We start from the raw sequence: 18,501 nt of genomic DNA, 5'->3' as shown, positions 1-18,501 counted from the left end.
AACCCCAAAGTTAAGCAAAATCCAAACAATGCATAAGTCCCAGTATCAATTTATAAAAGCTATAGCAGGTGCTCTTTTGGTTGTACTTGCTTTGCCTTTTACTTCGTTTGGGCAGGTTGGGGTTACAGGCTCTCAGCTCCATAAGATACAGGAGTCTTTTTTGCAGGGTGAAATTGACGTTGAAACGGCGGCATTGGAGCAGGTTCGGCTGTTATATGCTACTGGAGGTTTGGGAGAGCAAAGCAAGGTTCTGCATAAATGTGCAACTCCAGCAACGATGTTTGTTTATAACTTCAGGGACCAGATTTCATCATCCGCTCTTGCCAAGATTGAAGCGTATCAAAATCCACCACGTTCAGCGAGTAAAAGCCTTACTACACAAACCTATATATCTCCATCGGGTAAATTCGAAATAGAATATGAGACTTCAGGTCCTGACTCTGTTTCTGTCGTAGATGATGATGAAAACGGCGTTCCTGATTATGTGGATTTAGTGGCCGAATCAGCAGACTCAAGTTACCGGCACGAAGTACTGAGGCTTGGCTTTAAAGACCCTATACCTGCAGGCTCTACATACCGGATAGTATTGGAAAACTTGTCATTTTATGGTGAGACAAGAACTACAGGCAGTTTTCCTCAGACCTACATTAGATTGGAGAACGACTTTAAGAATTTTCCGGAAAACTCACATCCTGAAGGTGATGAAGTTGGTGCGGTTTACGTGACGGTAGCTCACGAATTTAAGCATGCCATTCAGTATGCCCAGAACAGATGGGCGGCCCCGTCAGGTGCTTTGAACTGGGCTGAAATGGATGCGACTCTTTTTGAGGAAGTCGTTTATGATGATGTGAATGACTACTACAATTACATTAAAACAGGCTTTGGGGCATCAACTCCCTACAGCTCTTCTATCTTTTTTGCCCCGCAGAACGGTACTCCCGGCGCCTATTACCATGTGAGCTGGATGATCTTTTACTCAGAAGTTTTTGGGGATGATATTTGGCAAGAAGTGTGGGCTTTAATTGAAGAAGATAATTTTTTAAGTATTGATGATGCCCTACGTCAAGTACTGCCCGGACGAGGAACTGATTTTCCAATCACTTTTGTGCAAAACCACCTGTGGCATTTTGCGTCGGGATCAAGAATTGGGCTAGATGATTATGGATTTGCTGAAAAAAGTGAATATCCATTTTCTAATGTGGACACGATGTTTAATACTGTTCCCCTTCAGAAAAAAGAGGTGAATACCATTCGGCCATTAGCAGCTCGCTACTTTGAGGTTTATCCAAGCTCTGGAGATAATGGTATGATTGATATTGCAGTCGACTTTGATAGCAGCCAGGTTGGGTTGGGGCTTCTTTTTTATATGAAAGATGGCGAGATGAAAGAACGGGTTGCCACCGGGGAAGGGAAAAGCCAATTGTACGTACCTACCGATATTGCCTGGGAGAATATTGACCGGCTGGGCGTTGTGATAGCAAACTATAGCGGCGAAACTTCAACACGTAGTCTGGCTTTGGCGATGGGGAAAAACGGCAATGCAATAACTGTTCGTGATCCTGAGTATGCAGACCTTCCAAAGTCATTTAGGGTGTATCAGAATTACCCCAATCCCTTTAACCCAACAACAAATATTGATTTTGAATTACCACGCTCAGCCTTTGTTGAACTCGACGTTTATGACATTACAGGACGGAAGGTTCAGGAGTTAACGAGTCGGTTTTATCAGCTTGGTTCATATTCAATTCCCTTCAATGCACAAGGGCTAAGCTCAGGAATATACTTTTACAGGTTTCAAATTGATGATGCCATCTTCACAAAAAAAATGACGCTGGTTAAATAAGTGTTTATGTATTTACGTGGACGAGATCAGGTTAAAAATACCTCAACACATAAACACCTAAACACTTGAGCTCGTTACGCTCACTTGGCAGGTGAGATTTTCCCAATAACTTCACCAAAACCAACTCGGAAGTTGTCTCCTTGAGCAAAGCCGGTCATCGTAACTTCATCTCCATCTTCAAGGAAAGTTCTTGTTTCGCCTGAAGGCAATGTAATAGGCTTGGTTCCTTTCCAGGCTAATTCCAGCATGCTTCCATAGCTGTCTTCGGTAGGGCCGCTGATGGTGCCCGAGGCATAGAGGCCGCCCGGTCGTACATTACACCCTGCAGCGGTTTGATGGGCAAGCTGTTGAGCTATGGTCCAGTAGAGATGGCGGAAGTTGGAGGAGCAGAGTTTGTAAGGTTCAGAAAGCTTTTCGGTTTTAAGGAAGACCTCAAGTTCAATATCAAAAGTCGTACGTTGTTTTTGATTGAGGTATTCTAAAGGGGTTGGATCTTGTGGGGTTGATGGAAACCGAAAAGGTTCGAGTGCATCTAAAGTAACGATCCATGGAGAAATAGAAGTAGCCCAGCTTTTGGCTAAAAAAGGGCCAAGTGGTTGGTACTCCCATTTCTGGATATCGCGGGCGCTCCAGTCGTTTACGAGAACCATTCCGAAGATATGATCTTCAGCTTCGTCAACGGAAATTGATTCTCCAAGCTTATTGCCCGGGCCGGTTAAGAACCCAACCTCTAACTCAAAATCCAGATTCTTTGAAGGTTCGAAAGCAGGCTGGACTGCATCTTTTTTTAGAATCTGTCCTTTTGGGCGGTGGACTTCAGTGCCACTCAATACAATAGAACTGGTCCTTCCATGATAGCCAATCGGAAGGTGTTTCCAGTTCGGAAGCAGGGCATTTTCAGGATCTCGAAACATAGATCCAACATTTTTGGCATGTTGCTCGGAAGAGTAGAAATCGGTGTAATCTTCAATTTGTACCGGCATTACCATCTCGATGTCTTCTCTTAGTTTGAAAACCAGATCTCGAAGTCCTGCATCATCGCGCAGTTTGGGATTATCATTGGATAATAGGGATTGGAGTGTTTTTCGTGCTTCTTGCCAGACAGGTTTGCCCAGGCTCATAAAATAATTAAGTGTTGAGTCCTGAAAAACAAGCTGGTTGTTTAGAAGAGGTCCGTCAAAAAGCTCATGTTCATCCAGCACGTAAAGATCTATGATGTACTCACCAATTGCTGAGCAAAGGTGTATATCACCGTGTTCTGTCCGGTAGGCTCCATAGGGGAGGTTTTGTATGGGGAAATTGGAATCAGGGTGAACATCAATAAAAGAAGTAAGCATCATTATGTGGGTTCAGGCCGGTTAGATATTGATGGATGATAAGCATCCTCATCAAACAGTGAAATCGTTAAAGAGCAAAGATTTACAAAAATCTGCTGATAATTGCTTATTTGCCCGTTTTAGCATTTCTTCTTGGTTAGTTGGTATTAATATTATTAGGTGTTGGTATGACGAAAACGGAGGTACTGAAAAGTTTAGCTGAAGAGCTTGATTTAACCCAGGCAGAGGCAGAAGAACTCTATGATTCTTTTGTGGATAGCCTGACTCTTCTTCTGGCAAATGGCAAGGGTTTTACCCTGCCGGGATTGGGTAGTTTTAAACCTGAAATTCGTGAGGAACATAAATCTTATAACCCTCATTACGAACAAATGATGCGCATTCCTAAGAAACAGGTTGTGCATTATACCCAGAGCACCACGCTTCGTGACCAAATAAATGAGGGTGAAAATGAGTAATAAAGTCACCTATGCCGAGATTATAGAAGCCTTATCGCGGGAAACCGATTTCAGCAAGCAAAAAAGTGAAGCCTTTTCTAAAGCCTTAATCGGTTTGGTTAAAAAAGCGCTGGAGGATACAGGGAAAGCATCCATCACTAACTTTGGAAGCTTTAAGGTAAAAAGAGTAGCCGAACGGCAGGGTCAAAATCCCCAAACGGGAGAGCCTATAACGATACCGGCGCACAATCGGGTATCATTCACTCCATACAAGGCATTAAAAGAAAAGGTGAATGCGAAATATGCTCACCTCGAAACGGAGCTTTTGGGTGAAAAAGAAGAGAAGGAGGAGAAGCAGGAACCGGAAATCGTAAGCAATGAACCTGAGCAAAAAGAGGAACAGCCTGAGGAAAAGGTAGCAGAAACGATTTTCCAATTTGATGAAGCAGCTTCTGATAAAGAGGATGAAAAAGAGACCGATAATGACATAAAAGATAATCCTTTTGCCTTTGATGAGCCTGAAGAGGAGCCGGATTCGCCAGATGACCCTGAGCCAGAGGAAAAGATTGAATTTGAAGAGGAGACAGAGGAACCCGTTGTTGAGGAAGAAAAAGGTAGCAACATGGTTTTAATCATGGCTATTGCTGCAATTTTTGCAATTGCGATGGTTTCAATCTGGTGGTTCTTTTTACGGACAGAGCCTGCTACTTACACTCCACAGCAAGCCGCGGTTGAGCAGCCCGTGAACCCTCAACCCGCTACTAACAACGAAAGCAATAATCTGGAGAAGGTAGAATCGGGAGCTGAACAGGGAGCTGCGGTTAATCCAGAAAGCACCATGGAGACTGAAATGGTTGAGACAGGTCAGGAATCTATACAGCCGGTTTCACAGCCTGAAACGGAGTCCATGTCTAATATTTATGAGGTCAACCAAAACGAATGGTTCTGGGTGATTGCGGAGAAGGTTTATGGCATGTCGAGGTTCTGGCCACTTATCTATCAGGAGAATTTTTCTTTAGAAACACATCCCGACTCATTGGCCAATAGAGTGAAGTTAAGAGTTCCGGAACTTGAAGGGACAGCTGAAAACCCAACCCCAAGTGATTATCAGCGACTTGCTGAAGCAACTGCACTTGTTGCAGAAGCTTATGAAAAATTTGGGCGGACAGATAAAGCTGAAGAGTATGCGCGGTTTGCTAAAAAGTGGGAGCGGTTGGGGACAGAGTAGTTTTAAAACTAGATTGTTATTAAATCGAGGAGAATGGAGTCGGCTATTTTAAGCCCTTCAGTAGTTAGCTGAATACGCTGACCAAGTTCTGCCTTTCCATTTTTCTGAAGCTTTTCCAGATAAGACTTCTGCTGGTTGCTTAGGCTAAACTGATAGTTTGTTTTCAGCGAATCCACATCAAGCCCCTTTTTGGTTCTAAGGCCAAGCATAAGACGCTCTTCCGCAAGGTCAGAAAGGTTAAGTGTTTCAAGTTCATGGGGGTTTCTCCAGCCTTCATTCAGGTAGTTTTTTAGATTGCCCTCATTACTCCACCGTTGAGCTGTTCTTTTATCCTCATTCCACCAAAATGAATGAGCTCCGGGACCCAAACCCAGATAATTTTCATGGCGCCAGTAATTGGAATTATGAACAGCCTCACTGCCCGGCCGCGCATAATTGCTAACCTCATACTGATAAATACCGGCCTCACCAAGCTTATCGACCACTAAATCAAAATGATCTGAAACGGTATCATCCTTTGGAGGGATGAGGCGGCCAAGTTTAACCTGTTTACCCAGTCGGGTTTGAGGCTCAATGGTCAAGGAATAAGCCGAAACATGAGGAGGGTTAAATTGAAGAATGGTTTCAATGTCCTGTTGTAAGATATCGAGTGATTGCCCCGGGTTTCCATAGATTAAATCAACCGTAAAAACCTTGAAAGCAGAATCTCTTAACATCTCAAGGCATTGCAGCGCTTCTTCTGATGTATGGGCTCGATTCATAAACTTCAGGAGATCGGGATTGAACGACTGAACGCCCATGCTTGCACGGTTAATGCCAGCGGACTTCAGCCCAGCCAAATAATCTCTGCTTACATCATCCGGATTGATTTCGAGGGTGATTTCTTCCAGCCCTACATTGAAAACAGAATGGATAGCTTCAAGAATAGATTCCACTTGTTGCGGGCTGAGAAGAGAAGGAGTTCCGCCACCAAAATAGATGGTGCGAACGGGTTCATGTGTAAATCGGGTATCTTTTTTGGCCTGAATTTCTTTAATCAGCTCATCCACAAAGTCCTGTTTCTGCTGATGCCGGGTCACGAAATAGAAATCGCAGTACGAGCAGGCTTGTTTACAGAAAGGAATGTGGATATAGATGCCGCTCATGGGGAATTTTGAATTATAAATTATGGATTTTGAACTAAATTCATTCAAAATCCATGATTCAGCATTGCCAATTACTTCGAGTAGAAAGGATTGTCGTCGTAAGTATCTTTTTGTTGATACGCTCGGGAATATTTGATGTAGTTAGTGGCGTATTTAGGAATGGAAGCTATTTCTTCTTCAGTAAGCTTTCTGGTTTTTTTGGCCGGAGAACCCATATACATAAAGCCACTTTCGAGGGTTTTTCCGGGAGGCACCAGTGACCCGGCTGCGATAATGACATCCGATTCAATGACCGCTTCATCTAAAATAGTCGCATTGATTCCAACAAGTACACGATCTTTGATGGTGCAACCATGCACAACGGCTCCGTGTCCAACCGTCACCTTCTCACCGATTATAGTAGGCCCGGTTTGGTTCATAACGTGAATACACACATTGTCCTGAATATTACTTTGGTCACCAATTTGAATGTAATTCACATCCCCGCGAATAGTTGTATTAAACCAAACGCTGCATTCTTTGCCAAGGGTTACATCACCAATTATATCTGCACTTGGAGCCACAAAAGCAGTCTCATCAAATTGAGGGGAGCGTTTCAGGAATTCGTAAATCATAAAGCCTTTAAATAATGTTGAGTTCTAATGCTCCCAAAAATAGACAATTTATTGGCAAAGGTCTTACTCGCTAAAACAATCCTTCGCTCTTCAGGCTTACGAACTTATAACCCGCTATAATCACATGATCATCAACCGGAATAGAAAGTAACTTACCGCATTCAGAAAGTCGTTTGGTGAGTTGTATATCTGCGGTTGAGGCTTTGTCGTTACCGGAAGGGTGGTTGTGGATGAGGATGATGGAGTTGGCCTCGTTGAGGACGGCCTGCCGCATGACTTCCGCCGGATCAACAATAGTTGCTGTTTTGCCACCGCTGCTTATGCGCTGAAAGCCTGTAAGTATCTTGGCGTTATTCAAAAAGGCGACGAGAAAGGTTTCTTTATTTAGGTGCCGGAGCTTCGGGGCAAAATAGGCATTTACATCTTCCGGCGAAGTAATCTGAATTTCTTCGCCCAGGTTTGCGACCTGAATTCGTCGGGCTAATTCGAATGCAGCCTCTAACGTGATGGCCTTCACCTTAGCAATACCGGGAATCACTTTTAGGGCTTGCCAGTCTCTCCGAACGAGATTATGTAATCCATCAAACTGAGTCAGTAATGCTTTTGCTGTTTCAATAACATTTAGCTTTTTGGTGCCGGTGCGGATCAGGATGGCGAGTAGTTCGGAGTCGGAAAGGGAATCGGCGCCGTAGCGCATGAGCTTCTCACGGGGTTGTTCATCCGGCTGCATGTCTTTAACCGTCCGGCTGTGGAAGTGTTCGATGGAAAAGGATTCTTCATGTGTCATGGTGCTCTGCTTGTTTTTCTTTAGTCAGAGCGGTTTAAAAAGAATTCCTTACAGATTTTTTTGAGAAAGGTTGATTTCAGAAGCTGTCATCTCGCGGCGAATGCCCGAGATCTGGATGTTTGATTAAGGAAAACTATTATGGCCGTTGGAGATATCCAGATTCCTGCCTTCGCAGGAATGACAACTTATTCTATAAAAATCCCCAACAGTTAAAAGAGCAATATGCCAATTACCTCAACATTCTTTGTTCAATGTTGAGTGTTCAGCGTTCACCCACTTCCGCCCATAAGGGGTTCGTTGAAGGCACGGATGCTGGAGTTGGGCAGTCCTTCCGGATAGGAATCTTTCACCATTTGAAGGGCTTCGATTACCATTTCCAGATGCATCTCTTTAGAGTTTTGGTAAAAGGACTGTGCTGCACCTGATAGCTTAGGTTTGCCGTGAAGTGGTTTATCACTCACGCAAAGAAGAGTAGCATGAGGAATACGATATCGGAACCCATTAGTAGCCACTGTCGAAGATTCCATATCAATTGCGACGCTTCGGCTCATGTGAATTTCCTCTACCGACTTCGCTTTAGAAAACTCCCAGTTTCGGTTGGCGGTAGTATATACGGTTCCAATTCGGTGCTCCATCTCATGCTGATCGAGCACTTCTTTTAGATATCGGTTGAGCACGTAGTTTGGGGAAATGGGAATGCCGATTGGGAACAAGTCGTCCAGCACTTTATCAGCGCGGTAGTACCCGTTGGCTAGAACAAAGTCACCTATCCCCTGGTGGTTTCGAAGTCCGCCACAGTGACCAACCATAACCATGGCATCCGGTCGGAGTACTCCAACATGATCGGTAATGGTTTTTGCATTGGAAGGTCCAACTCCGATGTTAATGAGAGTAAGTCCGGAGTTGTTGTCCATTTTGTGATGATAAGCTGGCATCTGAACACCGGCTCGGGCTGGCTTTACGCAATCCGGAAATTTGTCCAGAAATACTTCCACGTGCATGTCATAGTTAGTGAAAAGAATATATCGCTGGAAATCTTCAGGCTTGGTTCCGGTGTAATGTTCAAGTCGGTCGAGCGAAATGTCAATGCGTTCAGCCCGAAATAGAAAGAGTTTTTTTTGGGTGATGTCCCAGTCATTTTCATCCAGGTTATCAAATAAATCTGGATTGTTTAATGGGAGTACATCGCGGGAAGGCTTTACAAAAACCGTGGCTCCGTTTGTCACCAGTCGCTCAATTTCACGCTTTAAATACCAGCGGTAAGCTTTGGGTTGAGCAAGTTCGCCGTCAATAATAGGGTTGTGTTGACTCCAGGTACGTTCAACAATCATCTTGGGGTATTGGCCAGAATCGTAAATTTCCTCCATCAAATCGCACGCTTTATCGATAGCTTTTTTAAGTTCTGCCTCCGTGGAAAACTGATCTTTAACCAATTTGAGCGTGTCTGACATATGAGTAGCAGTGATTTTTCATTTACAATTGAACCGTGGGTTACCACAGATGAAGAGGTCAAATATACGACGAATATATTCAAACTTTTAAGTCGGGATATGAAGATTAAGTCGGAAGATCACAAAGCTACTTTCTCCATTATAGAAGCTCCTGACTGGATAAATGTAATTCCGTTAACCGAAGAAAATGAAATTGTACTGGTAGAGCAGTATCGCTATGGAATTGAGGAGCCTACCTTAGAGCTTCCCGGAGGGATGATTGATCTGGGTGAAAGCCCGCTTGAAACCTGTAAACGGGAGCTGCTTGAAGAAACCGGTTATGCCGGCGATGAATTTGTTGACTTGGGCAGGGTGAGTTCTAATCCGGCAATGCTCACCAATTATACCTACACCTATGTAATCAAAAACTGCAAAAAAGTTCAGGAGCAAAAACTGGACGGAAACGAGCGTATTAATGTACACCTGATGCCACTCGATGATTTCCTTGAGATGGTGAATCGGGGAGAAGTGCATCACTCGCTGGTGGTAGCGGCGGTGGCTAAGTTTTTACTGTGGCGGGGATGATGGAGATATTTAAAAAAGTTGTTATGCGGCTTAATAAATCGTCAAACCATTACGAGGTAGAATTAGAAATACTAAGCTTGTTCAGTGGTCGGACGAGTCCGGAACTTCATCCGACGACTCCCAGTTCGTCTGAAGAATGGTGTAGGGTACAATCTCTTTGTCAACTTTTCTTGCTACTTCCAATCGTCAGACCACTTCGATGTAGGGTCTAACTTTCAAGCTAGGTTTAGTGGTCGGACGAATTCTTGGGCTTTTTCTATCATGGCATTCGAAAAACCGATTCGTATATTTTCTTTATCTCAGCGTCTGCAATTTTTGTCGGGAGCTGGCTGGGCAGCCTTAAGTAAATAACGACTACCAACGCACTTCATCCGACGACTTACGCTCGTCTGATGAATGGTTATGGGCAGATAGTTTTTTAATAAAGCTCTGAGATTCTCTTCAATTGTCAGGCCAATTCGAGGAAGGTGTAGTTTAACTCAGATTTAAAATAATGAAAGAGGAAAAAACTCTTCAGTTCCTAAATCTGTCAATAAGCATTGAACGAATTCGTCCTTAAATCCAGTTATTCCATCCCAACGCAAAACCCAAAGATTTATAGACTCATGATTGAACAAGGATCAAAAGCAGACTTCAACTTCACCATAAAAGCGGTACAAAATGGGGAAGAAAAAGAACTTAATTTCGCTGACCTGCTGGATCAACCCACAATTGTATCAGTGTATATGAAGAACAACACTGGTGGCTGCGATCGCCAAACAAAAGATCTTGCTGATGAGGCAGAATGGTTCAAGGAACATGGATATAATTTAGTGGCTATTAGTAAGGACACCTGTGGTTCTCATAAACGATATGCAGAAAAACAGGGAATTGATTTTACGTTAGTTTCAGACCCTGACTATAAATTTGCCCAGGCTACCGATTCAGTCGTAGAAAAAAAGATGTATGGCAGAGAGTATGAAGCTCCATCGCGTTCGGCCTTTGTTATTGATACAGATGGTACTATTTTGGGCACTGTCGAAAAAGTGAATACCAAAGACCACGCTGCTGAAATGAAAGAGTTGGTCAAAAGTTTGAAATAATTTAGTATTACTGCATGAAAAGTCTTGTAATTGTAGAGTCACCTACGAAAACTAAAACGATTAAGAAGTACTTACCTGATGGGTACGTTGTAGACTCTTCAATGGGTCATATCCGTGATCTTCCTTCATCAGCTAAAGAAATTCCTGCTAAGTATAAAAAGGAAAGCTGGTCGAATTTGGGAATCAACGTGGATGACCGTTTTGATCCTCTGTATGTGATTCCATCTTCCAAAAAGAAAGTGGTTACAAGACTTAAAAAGCTACTCAAAGACGCTGACGAACTTATTCTGGCGACGGATGAGGATCGGGAAGGGGAAGCTATTTCTTGGCACCTGCTGGAGATCCTGAAGCCAAAAATTCCGGTTAAGAGGATGGTTTTTCGTGAGATTACTAAAGAAGCGGTTTTAAATGCATTAGAGAATACGCGTGATATTGACATGAACTTGGTTCATGCTCAGGAAACGCGACGGATTCTGGATCGGCTGGCCGGCTATACCGTTTCACCTTTATTATGGAAGAAGATTTCTCCTGGCCTTTCAGCCGGTCGGGTTCAGTCGGTAGCGGTAGAGTTTTTGGTGCAACGTGAGCGTGAACGGATGAAGTTCAAAAGCGCGACCTACTATGATTTGAAAGCCCAACTTCATAAAGAAGGTGACAAAGATAAGTTTGATGCCGACCTGACGCACCTCAACGAAAAGAGATTAGCCAGCGGTAAAGATTTTGATGAAAATACCGGCAAGCTGAAGAAACCTGATAATGTGGTTTTGCTGGATGAAGATAAAGCCAGTAGCCTGGTTGATGACCTGAAAGAAGCGTCATGGTCTGTCATTAATGTGGATGTGAAAACACAGAAGAGAAATCCATCTCCTCCTTTTATTACATCCACCTTGCAGCAGGAAGCGAACCGTAAGTTTGGCTTCTCTGCCCGTGATACAATGAGTGTTGCTCAGAAATTATATGAGAAAGGATTTATCACCTACATGCGTACGGATTCTACCCGACTTTCCGGTCAGGCTATCAGCGCAGCTCGCGATGCTGTTACGGAAGAGTATGGTGATGAGTATCTATTTGAACGTGTTCGTAATTATAACAAGAAAGGGAAATCAGCTCAGGAAGCTCACGAAGCTATTCGCCCTTCGGGTTCACGGTTTGTAAAGCCGGAGAAGGCAGGTTTACGTGATAGAGAATTTAAACTCTATGATTTAATCTGGAAGAGAACTATTTCAACCCAAATGGCTCAGGCCGAGCTTGAGTTTACGAACGTTACGATTCGTGCAACCAATAATGGTACGGATGCAGACTTTCGCGCAAACGGCAAAAAGATTTTATTCCCCGGCTTCTTCCGGGCTTATGTAGAAGGAAGCGATGATCCGGAAGCAGCGCTCGAAAACCAAGAGATTTACCTTCCTCCAATGGCTGAAGGTGATACCACAGCATTGGATGATCTGGACTTTGTGAGCCATGAAACCAAACCACCGGCCCGATTTACGGAAGCGACCTTGGTTAAGGAACTAGAGAAGCGAGGAGTGGGGCGACCTAGTACCTATGCCTCTATTATCAGTACGATACAGAATCGTGGATATGCGAAGAGTGATGGGAAAACATTGATACCTTCCTTCACTGCTTTTGCGGTTTCTTCCTTGCTGGAAAAACATTTTCCAAATCTTGTAGACAGTGATTTCACTTCTCAGCTTGAAGATAAATTGGATGCTGTTGCAAGTGGAACTCAGGATCCGGTGAAATATCTGGAAGATTATTATAACGGTGAAAATGGTTTGAAAGCCAAAGTAGATACACAAGAAGATAAGATTGATCCTCAGGAAGCAAAACTGCTCGATCTTCCGCTTGAAGGTATGGAAGGAATTAAGGTGGCTGTAGGCCGCTTTGGACCTTATGCCCGCATGGAAAAAGACGGGGAAGAAGTAACGACTTCTTTACCAAATGACATGGATCCCAGCGATATATCTTCAGAAAAACTCGAAGAACTTATCAAGATTTCCGAAGAGCAAGATAAGCCGATTGGGGAAGATCCTGATTCCGGTGAACCTATATTCTTGCTATCAGGACGATATGGTCCATATGTGCAGAGAGGTGAAGTTACCGAAGAGAATAAAAAGCCGAAACGCGTTTCCTTGTTAAAGGGAATGGAGCCAAAAGATGTAGATATTGATCTGGCGTTGAAGTTATTAGAACTTCCCCGTCCTTTAGGAGATCACCCCGAAGACGGCAAAGTTATTAAGGCTGGAGTAGGACGCTATGGTCCTTTTGTGGTTCATGATGGTAAGTTCAAATCTATTCCGAAATCTGACAGTGTGTTGGACATTGAATTAGATCGGGCGGTAGAATTGCTGGCTCAGAAATCTAAATCCAAGCGTGGAAGCAATACCATCAAAGAACTTGGAGATCACCCGGAAACAGAAAAGCCGATTAAGGTGATGACGGGACGTTATGGTCCATATATTAAGCACGGCAAGAAGAATATCAGCCTGCCTGACGGGGAAGCTCCCGAAGACTTTACGATGGATAAAGCAGTTGCCTTGATTAAAGAAAAAGGGAAATAGTGTAGAAACACAGAACATTCAATACCAAATGTTCTATTGGCTTTGGAAAAAGTTTTGTAGATTTATTATCGTGCTTTCAAAAGAAAGAGACTGGGTTCAAATATCATGCAAAAAAGGAGTGATTTTTACTTCAGATATCCACCGAACATTGGGGAGTTAGATCTTGCCACTATGGTGAATATGTTTCGCACCCGAGGGGAACCTCGCAAGGCTAGCCCCGGTCAACATTTTGGGTGTGCTTTGAGTGGCCACCTGCTTCGCGAAGCTAAATCTTGGTTTGGCGTTTATTATTCCCAAAAAACATGGGATAACCTACTAACAAAAGGCAGTGAAGGATTTCCCCTAACTGATGTTGAACTGAATGTACTTGGTTTGGTGTATATCAGTGAAGACGAGCCACCTCATCGGGAATATGTAGAGAAGAACTCTGGTGTCACAGAAAAACTTGCTTACCTGATTGTTAATGACCTCCGGCAATTTGGCTTTTTAAATGAGGATGACAGTGGCTTTTTACGGATTCCGCCCCGTGGTGAAAAAGCACTGCACGGAATTACCCGGCGCATCTACGAAAAACGGTTTATGCCCGAAATGCTCAAAACATTTACACCCTCCGATGACCCTCAAATTGAACAGGCTCAAAAAGAAGACAAAGAGCAGACCAGTTTGTTTTAAGACAGAGCAAGAATTCTTGTTCAAAGCCCATCTCATAAATCAATTACCTCATGTCGTTTACCTTTCAAGAAAAGCAGTTTAATATTGTTCGATATCCTGAGACCTCAAATAAATCACTTCGGGCATGGAATGCCGGCGATGAATATGTACTAAGCAGGTTGGAGGAGATGGGTTATGCCGGGAAATCCATAGTTATTATCAACGACCGGTTCGGGTTTTTGAGCACTATTCTACATGAGGCTAATCCATATGTGGTAGTTGAATGGAAAAGTCAGGAAAGGGCAATTCAGCAAAACCTGAAAGCTCATGATTTTGAATGTGTGGAGGATCGGAGTTTGTCGCCACTTCAGGAGCTTCCGGAAGCCGTGGATATTGCCACTATTCAAATTCCCAAAACACTGGATTTATTCAAACTATATCTGCAGCAGGCCAGCAAATCACTAAAAGAAGATGGGGTGGTGCTATGTTCCTTTATGACCAAGTATTTTTCTCCACAAATGCTGTCTATTGCCGAAGAGTATTTTGAGGAAGTGGACCAAAGCCTGGCCAGGAAGAAGTCACGTATTCTAACTTTAAAAGGAAAGAAAAAGAGAGAAGAAGAATCCTTTGTGGAAGAGATTCCTTTTAGCTTTAGTGAAGGAAATGAGGAAAACCTAAAGCAATATCCCGGCGTTTTTTCAAGTGGCAGCATTGATTATGCCACACAGTTTTTGATTGAACATTTAAGCCTCTCCGGTGAGGACCAAAAAGTACTGGACCTTGCATCAGGAAATGGAGTGATTGCCCGGGCTGCTCAAATTCAGAAACCTGAGGCCGAAATTCATTTAGTAGATGATTCCAGGCTTGCCATCGAGTCTTCAAAGCTGAATCTAAATCCCGAAAATGTGCACTTTCACTGGGATGACACCCTTGACGGTTTAGAAAAAGATAGTTTTGATTTGGTGCTTTCAAATCCCCCGTTTCATTTTGGTCATGAGACGAATATTGAGGTTTCAATCCAGTTATTTAAACAGGTTTCGGAAATACTAAAACCGGGCGGGAAATTTATCTGTGTCGCCAATCAACACCTGAATTATAAAACACATTTGAACGAGATTTTTGATAAAGGGGAAGTGTTGGCCAATAACAAAAAGTATATTCTTTATAAGGTGACCGCCTGAGATTTTGGGTCAACTCCCGCCAAACAATTACAGATGCTGGGTTAAAGAAAATGTACGAATCAGTTTTCATTGCTATGAATGAAAGAAATAAAACCAAGAATTCGTCCGACCACTAAACCGATTTGAAAAGTTAAACCCACTTCGGAGTGGTCTGACGATTGGAAGGCACAGGAAAAACTGATAAAGAGATTGCTCCCTATACCATTCATCAGACGAGCTGGAAGTCGTCGGATGAAGCTCTTGTCGTCATTTATGGTACATGTTCATAGGGGTTGAATTCTGTTTGTAAAGAATCTTCAACACCACTTTACACTCTCGTCCGATTCATTATATTCCTGAAGCACATCAACTAACACGGGAATTTATGAAACGTTTATTCGGAATCACTCTCAGTATTCTTCTCACAACAATTATAACGGTCGATGTTTTTGCTCAAGGCACTCAGCTTTTACGTGAGCCGACCATCTCAGAAACGAGCATTGTATTTGTTCATGCCAATGATCTGTGGACGGTGGATAAAAACGGCGGAGATGCGGTTCGCCTGACCAGTAATATCGGCGGTGAATCGAATCCGCACTTTTCGCCGGACGGAAGCATGATCGCCTTTACCGGACAGTATGATGGAAACTCCGACGTTTTTGTAATTCCCGCAGAAGGAGGATCCCCAAAAAGGCTAACCTGGCATGCTGTTGATGATGTAGTAACCGGCTGGACACCAGAAGGGGAAGTCCTATTTCGATCCACGAGAACATCACATCCAACCCAGCTTAACCGAATCTGGAAAGTGAGCACCGAAGGTGGAATGCCGGAAGTATTGGCAATCCCAAGAGCCGCAACGGGTGAAATGTCACCGGATGGAAAATACCTGGCCTATAACCCCATTACGTTTTGGGATCCTGAATGGAGAAATTACCGGGGCGGTCAGGCTCAGCCCATTTGGATTGTTGATCTTGAATCTTTTGAACTGGTGCAAACTCCACGAACTGATAATGAACGACATACCGATCCGGTCTGGCACGATGGCTCTGTGTTCTATTTATCAGAAAGAGATTTTGCTAATAATGTTTGGTCCTATAATCCTGAGACGGAAGAAGAAAAACAGTGGACGTTCCACTCTGATTTTGATGCCAAAAATATTGATGCCGGTTTTGGGATGATTGTATATGAGCAGGGCGGTTACTTGCATCTGTTGAATCCGGAGAACGGGGAAACCGAACAGCTTGAAATACATGTTGCCGGCGATATGAATTGGGGCCGTCCGCGCTGGGAGGAACCAAGTGCATTTAGCTTGAGTAATGCAGCAATTTCACCAACAGGGAAACGGGCGGTTTTTCAGTTTCGGGGTGAAATCATCACAGTTCCTAAAGAAAATGGGACATGGAGAAATTTGAGTAACTCATCTTCAAGTGCAGAGCGATATCCGATATGGTCGCCTGATGGAAGTCAGGTTGCCTGGTTTTCAGATCAAAGCGGAGAGTATACGCTGATGATTGGAGATCAGTATGGATTGGATGAGCCGAAGTCTATTTCACTTCCCAACCCAACATACTACTTTCGGCCTGATTGGTCGCCTGATGGCAAATACATCGCCTACACGGATACGGATTATAATCTTTGGTATGTAAATATAGAATCCGGAAAAGCTACAAAAGTAGATACCGATGGCTATGCGCATCCGAACCGGACGCTGAATCCCATTTGGTCGCCAGATAGCAAGTGGATTGCCTATGTTAAATTATTAGACAATCAGTTTAAAGCAGTTAAAGTGCATAATGTAGAAACCGGAAAAACGCATCAGTTGACGGATGGAATGTCGGATGCAATTACCCCGGTTTGGAGTGAGGATGGGAAGTATCTCTACTTCCTGGCCAGTACCGATTATGGCTTGAATACAGGCTGGCTGGATATGAGCTCCTATAACATGCCGGTTACTCGGGCTTTATATATGATTGTCCTTTCTGATGATGAGCCTTCACCACTGCTTCCAAAAAGTGATGACGAAGAAACTTCAGAAGAAGAAAAATCAGAGGAAGAGGCTGAAGTAGAAGTAACTATTGACCTGGATGGCATCGCTGAAAGAACGCTGGCGGTTGATATTCCTCAACGAAATTATTCTGGTTTAGTACCGGGACCTGGTGGCGATGTGTTTTATGCTGAGTCAGTGGAAAACGAAGGAACGCGCCTTCATAAATATGATCTGGATGCTCGGAAAGGAAGTTTATTCTTGAGCAATTTCAGTGAAGGCGTTGTTTCTCAGGATCGCAAAAATATGTTGTACCGAAGTGGGGGAACCTGGGGAATTGTAGGTACGGAAACCGGAGAGAAAAAATCCGGTGACGGAGCCTTGAATATCTCAGGTATTCAAATCAAAGTAGATCCTCAAGAAGAGTTTGTGCAGATATTCCGGGATGGATGGCGATTTATGAGAGATTTCCTATACGTTGATAACATGCATGGCGCTCCCTGGAATGAAGTATATGAGTGGTATGCTCCGTGGGTTAAACACGCGAAGCACCGATCTGACCTGAACTATGTGCTGGATATTATGAGCGGCGAAGTTGCAGTGGGACATTCTTATGTGAGAGGTGGCGACTTTCCCGATCTGGAAGAAGTTCAGGCCGGATTATTAGGTGCTGATGTTTCTCTTCAGAATGGAGCATATCGCATTGATAAAATTTATACCGGTGAAAGTTGGAATCCTGATTTACGAGCTCCACTTTCCGGTCCCGGAATCGATGTAAATGTTGGGGATTACATTCTTGCCGTTAACGGAAAAGAGATTTCTGCGGAAGAAAACTTCTTTAAACCATTTGAAGGAACGGTAAACAGGCAGGTTCAGCTGTTAGTAAATGACCGCCCAAGAGCTGAAGGTGCCCGATTGGTAACTGTAGTTCCAATTTCCAATGAATATGGCCTCAGAACCCGAGATTGGGTTGAAGGAAATCGCCGTAAGGTTGATGAAATGTCGGATGGAAAGCTGGCTTATGTCTGGGTGCCAAATACCGGAAACGGGGGGTATGAATATTTCAATCGCTATTACTTTGCTCAGCAAGATAAAATGGGCGCCATTATTGATGAGAGAAATAACGGAGGCGGTTCGGCCGCTGATTATATGGTTGATATCATGGCTCGTGATTTACACGGCTTCTTCAACAGCAAAGCCGGAGATCGTAAGTCATTTACGACTCCCGGCGCTGGAATCTGGGGCCCCAAAGTTATGGTTATTAATGAACGGGCAGGATCTGGTGGAGACTTGCTTCCATTCTTATTTCGTAAGATGGAAATCGGTCCGTTAGTGGGAGCTCAAACCTGGGGTGGTTTAGTAGGTACCTGGGATACACCTCCTTTTGTAGATGGCGGACGTTTTGTAGCGCCCCGCGGTGGATTCTATAATATGGACGGTGAGTGGGATGTAGAGGGAATAGGAATTGCTCCTGATATCGAAGTGATGCAGCTTCCCAAAGAAGTCATAAATGGTCACGACCCTCAGCTCGATGCAGCTATTAAGGAAGCGATCAGGTTGTTGCAGAATTATGAAGACCCAATCATTAAAACACCCGCCGACCCTGTTCGATGGAAGCGACCTGATCGAGATTCAAATGATAATTAGATAATTAAAGAGT

The 18,501-nt window shown here is 43.7% G+C and carries 14 protein-coding genes; 9 read left to right on the top strand and 5 right to left on the bottom strand.

All coding sequences use genetic code 11. From position 1 onward, the window contains the following. Positions 1–28: 28 nt before the first annotated feature. On the top strand, positions 29–1,843 hold the full coding sequence (locus tag CL667_12765) for a hypothetical protein (GenBank protein MAL18570.1): 1,815 nt from the start codon (positions 29–31) through the stop codon (positions 1,841–1,843). Positions 1,844–1,923: 80 nt separating this feature from the next. Here the strand turns inward: CL667_12765 and fahA are convergent, their stop codons facing one another. Further along, the gene (fahA, locus tag CL667_12760) at positions 1,924–3,180 is read right to left on the bottom strand and encodes a fumarylacetoacetase (protein ID MAL18569.1); all 1,257 of its coding nucleotides are present in this window, start codon (positions 3,178–3,180) and stop codon (positions 1,924–1,926) included. Between the two features lie 167 nt (positions 3,181–3,347). On the opposite strand from fahA, the gene CL667_12755 reads away from it, so the two are divergent. Next, positions 3,348–3,635 carry a hypothetical protein gene (locus CL667_12755; protein ID MAL18568.1) on the top strand — a complete coding sequence of 96 codons (288 nt, stop codon included), beginning with the start codon at positions 3,348–3,350 and terminating at the stop codon, positions 3,633–3,635. Continuing rightward, a complete protein-coding gene (locus tag CL667_12750) occupies positions 3,616–4,842 on the top strand; it encodes a hypothetical protein (GenBank protein MAL18567.1) in 1,227 nt (408 codons plus the stop codon). The genes CL667_12755 and CL667_12750 overlap by 20 nt, the downstream gene beginning before the upstream one ends. Positions 4,843–4,850: 8 nt before the next feature. Here CL667_12750 and CL667_12745 read toward each other — a convergent pair whose 3' ends face one another. The 4 genes from CL667_12745 to CL667_12730 all read right to left on the bottom strand — a co-directional run bounded on the left by CL667_12745 (position 4,851) and on the right by CL667_12730 (position 8,839). Next, the gene (locus tag CL667_12745; GenBank protein ID MAL18566.1) at positions 4,851–5,987 is read right to left on the bottom strand and encodes a coproporphyrinogen III oxidase; all 1,137 of its coding nucleotides are present in this window, start codon (positions 5,985–5,987) and stop codon (positions 4,851–4,853) included. Positions 5,988–6,058: 71 nt separating this feature from the next. Continuing rightward, positions 6,059–6,601 (bottom strand): gamma carbonic anhydrase family protein, encoded by a 543-nt coding sequence (locus tag CL667_12740; protein MAL18565.1) that lies wholly within the window; start codon positions 6,599–6,601, stop codon positions 6,059–6,061. Between the two features lie 70 nt (positions 6,602–6,671). After that, positions 6,672–7,388, bottom strand: a complete 717-nt coding sequence (locus tag CL667_12735; protein ID MAL18564.1) for a hypothetical protein — start codon at positions 7,386–7,388, stop codon at positions 6,672–6,674. Between the two features lie 269 nt (positions 7,389–7,657). Next, positions 7,658–8,839: an AMP nucleosidase gene (locus CL667_12730; GenBank protein ID MAL18563.1), complete on the bottom strand. Its 1,182-nt coding sequence runs from the start codon at positions 8,837–8,839 to the stop codon at positions 7,658–7,660. Here CL667_12730 and CL667_12725 point away from each other — a divergent pair, their 5' ends adjacent. From CL667_12725 to CL667_12700, 6 genes are all read left to right on the top strand, one after another. Next, positions 8,840–9,403, top strand: a complete 564-nt coding sequence (locus CL667_12725) for an NUDIX domain-containing protein (protein MAL18562.1) — start codon at positions 8,840–8,842, stop codon at positions 9,401–9,403. Between the two features lie 605 nt (positions 9,404–10,008). Further along, positions 10,009–10,485: a peroxiredoxin gene (locus tag CL667_12720; protein MAL18561.1), complete on the top strand. Its 477-nt coding sequence runs from the start codon at positions 10,009–10,011 to the stop codon at positions 10,483–10,485. A gap of 14 nt (positions 10,486–10,499) precedes the next feature. Then, positions 10,500–13,046, top strand: a complete 2,547-nt coding sequence (locus CL667_12715; protein ID MAL18560.1) for a DNA topoisomerase I — start codon at positions 10,500–10,502, stop codon at positions 13,044–13,046. Positions 13,047–13,151: 105 nt separating this feature from the next. Continuing rightward, positions 13,152–13,718 (top strand): hypothetical protein, encoded by a 567-nt coding sequence (locus CL667_12710; GenBank protein MAL18559.1) that lies wholly within the window; start codon positions 13,152–13,154, stop codon positions 13,716–13,718. Between the two features lie 50 nt (positions 13,719–13,768). After that, positions 13,769–14,878, top strand: coding sequence for a hypothetical protein (locus tag CL667_12705; protein ID MAL18558.1), 1,110 nt, complete (start codon positions 13,769–13,771; stop codon positions 14,876–14,878). Between the two features lie 364 nt (positions 14,879–15,242). Continuing rightward, positions 15,243–18,488, top strand: a complete 3,246-nt coding sequence (locus CL667_12700) for a protease (protein ID MAL18557.1) — start codon at positions 15,243–15,245, stop codon at positions 18,486–18,488. Positions 18,489–18,501 lie beyond the last annotated feature (13 nt).

Origin of the sequence: Balneola sp. (genome assembly GCA_002694685.1) — a bacterium.
GTDB lineage: Bacteria > Bacteroidota > Rhodothermia > Balneolales > Balneolaceae > Gracilimonas.
Note: the sequence above shows the minus strand (reverse complement) of the source record. Positions and strands in the feature narration are given on the sequence as shown.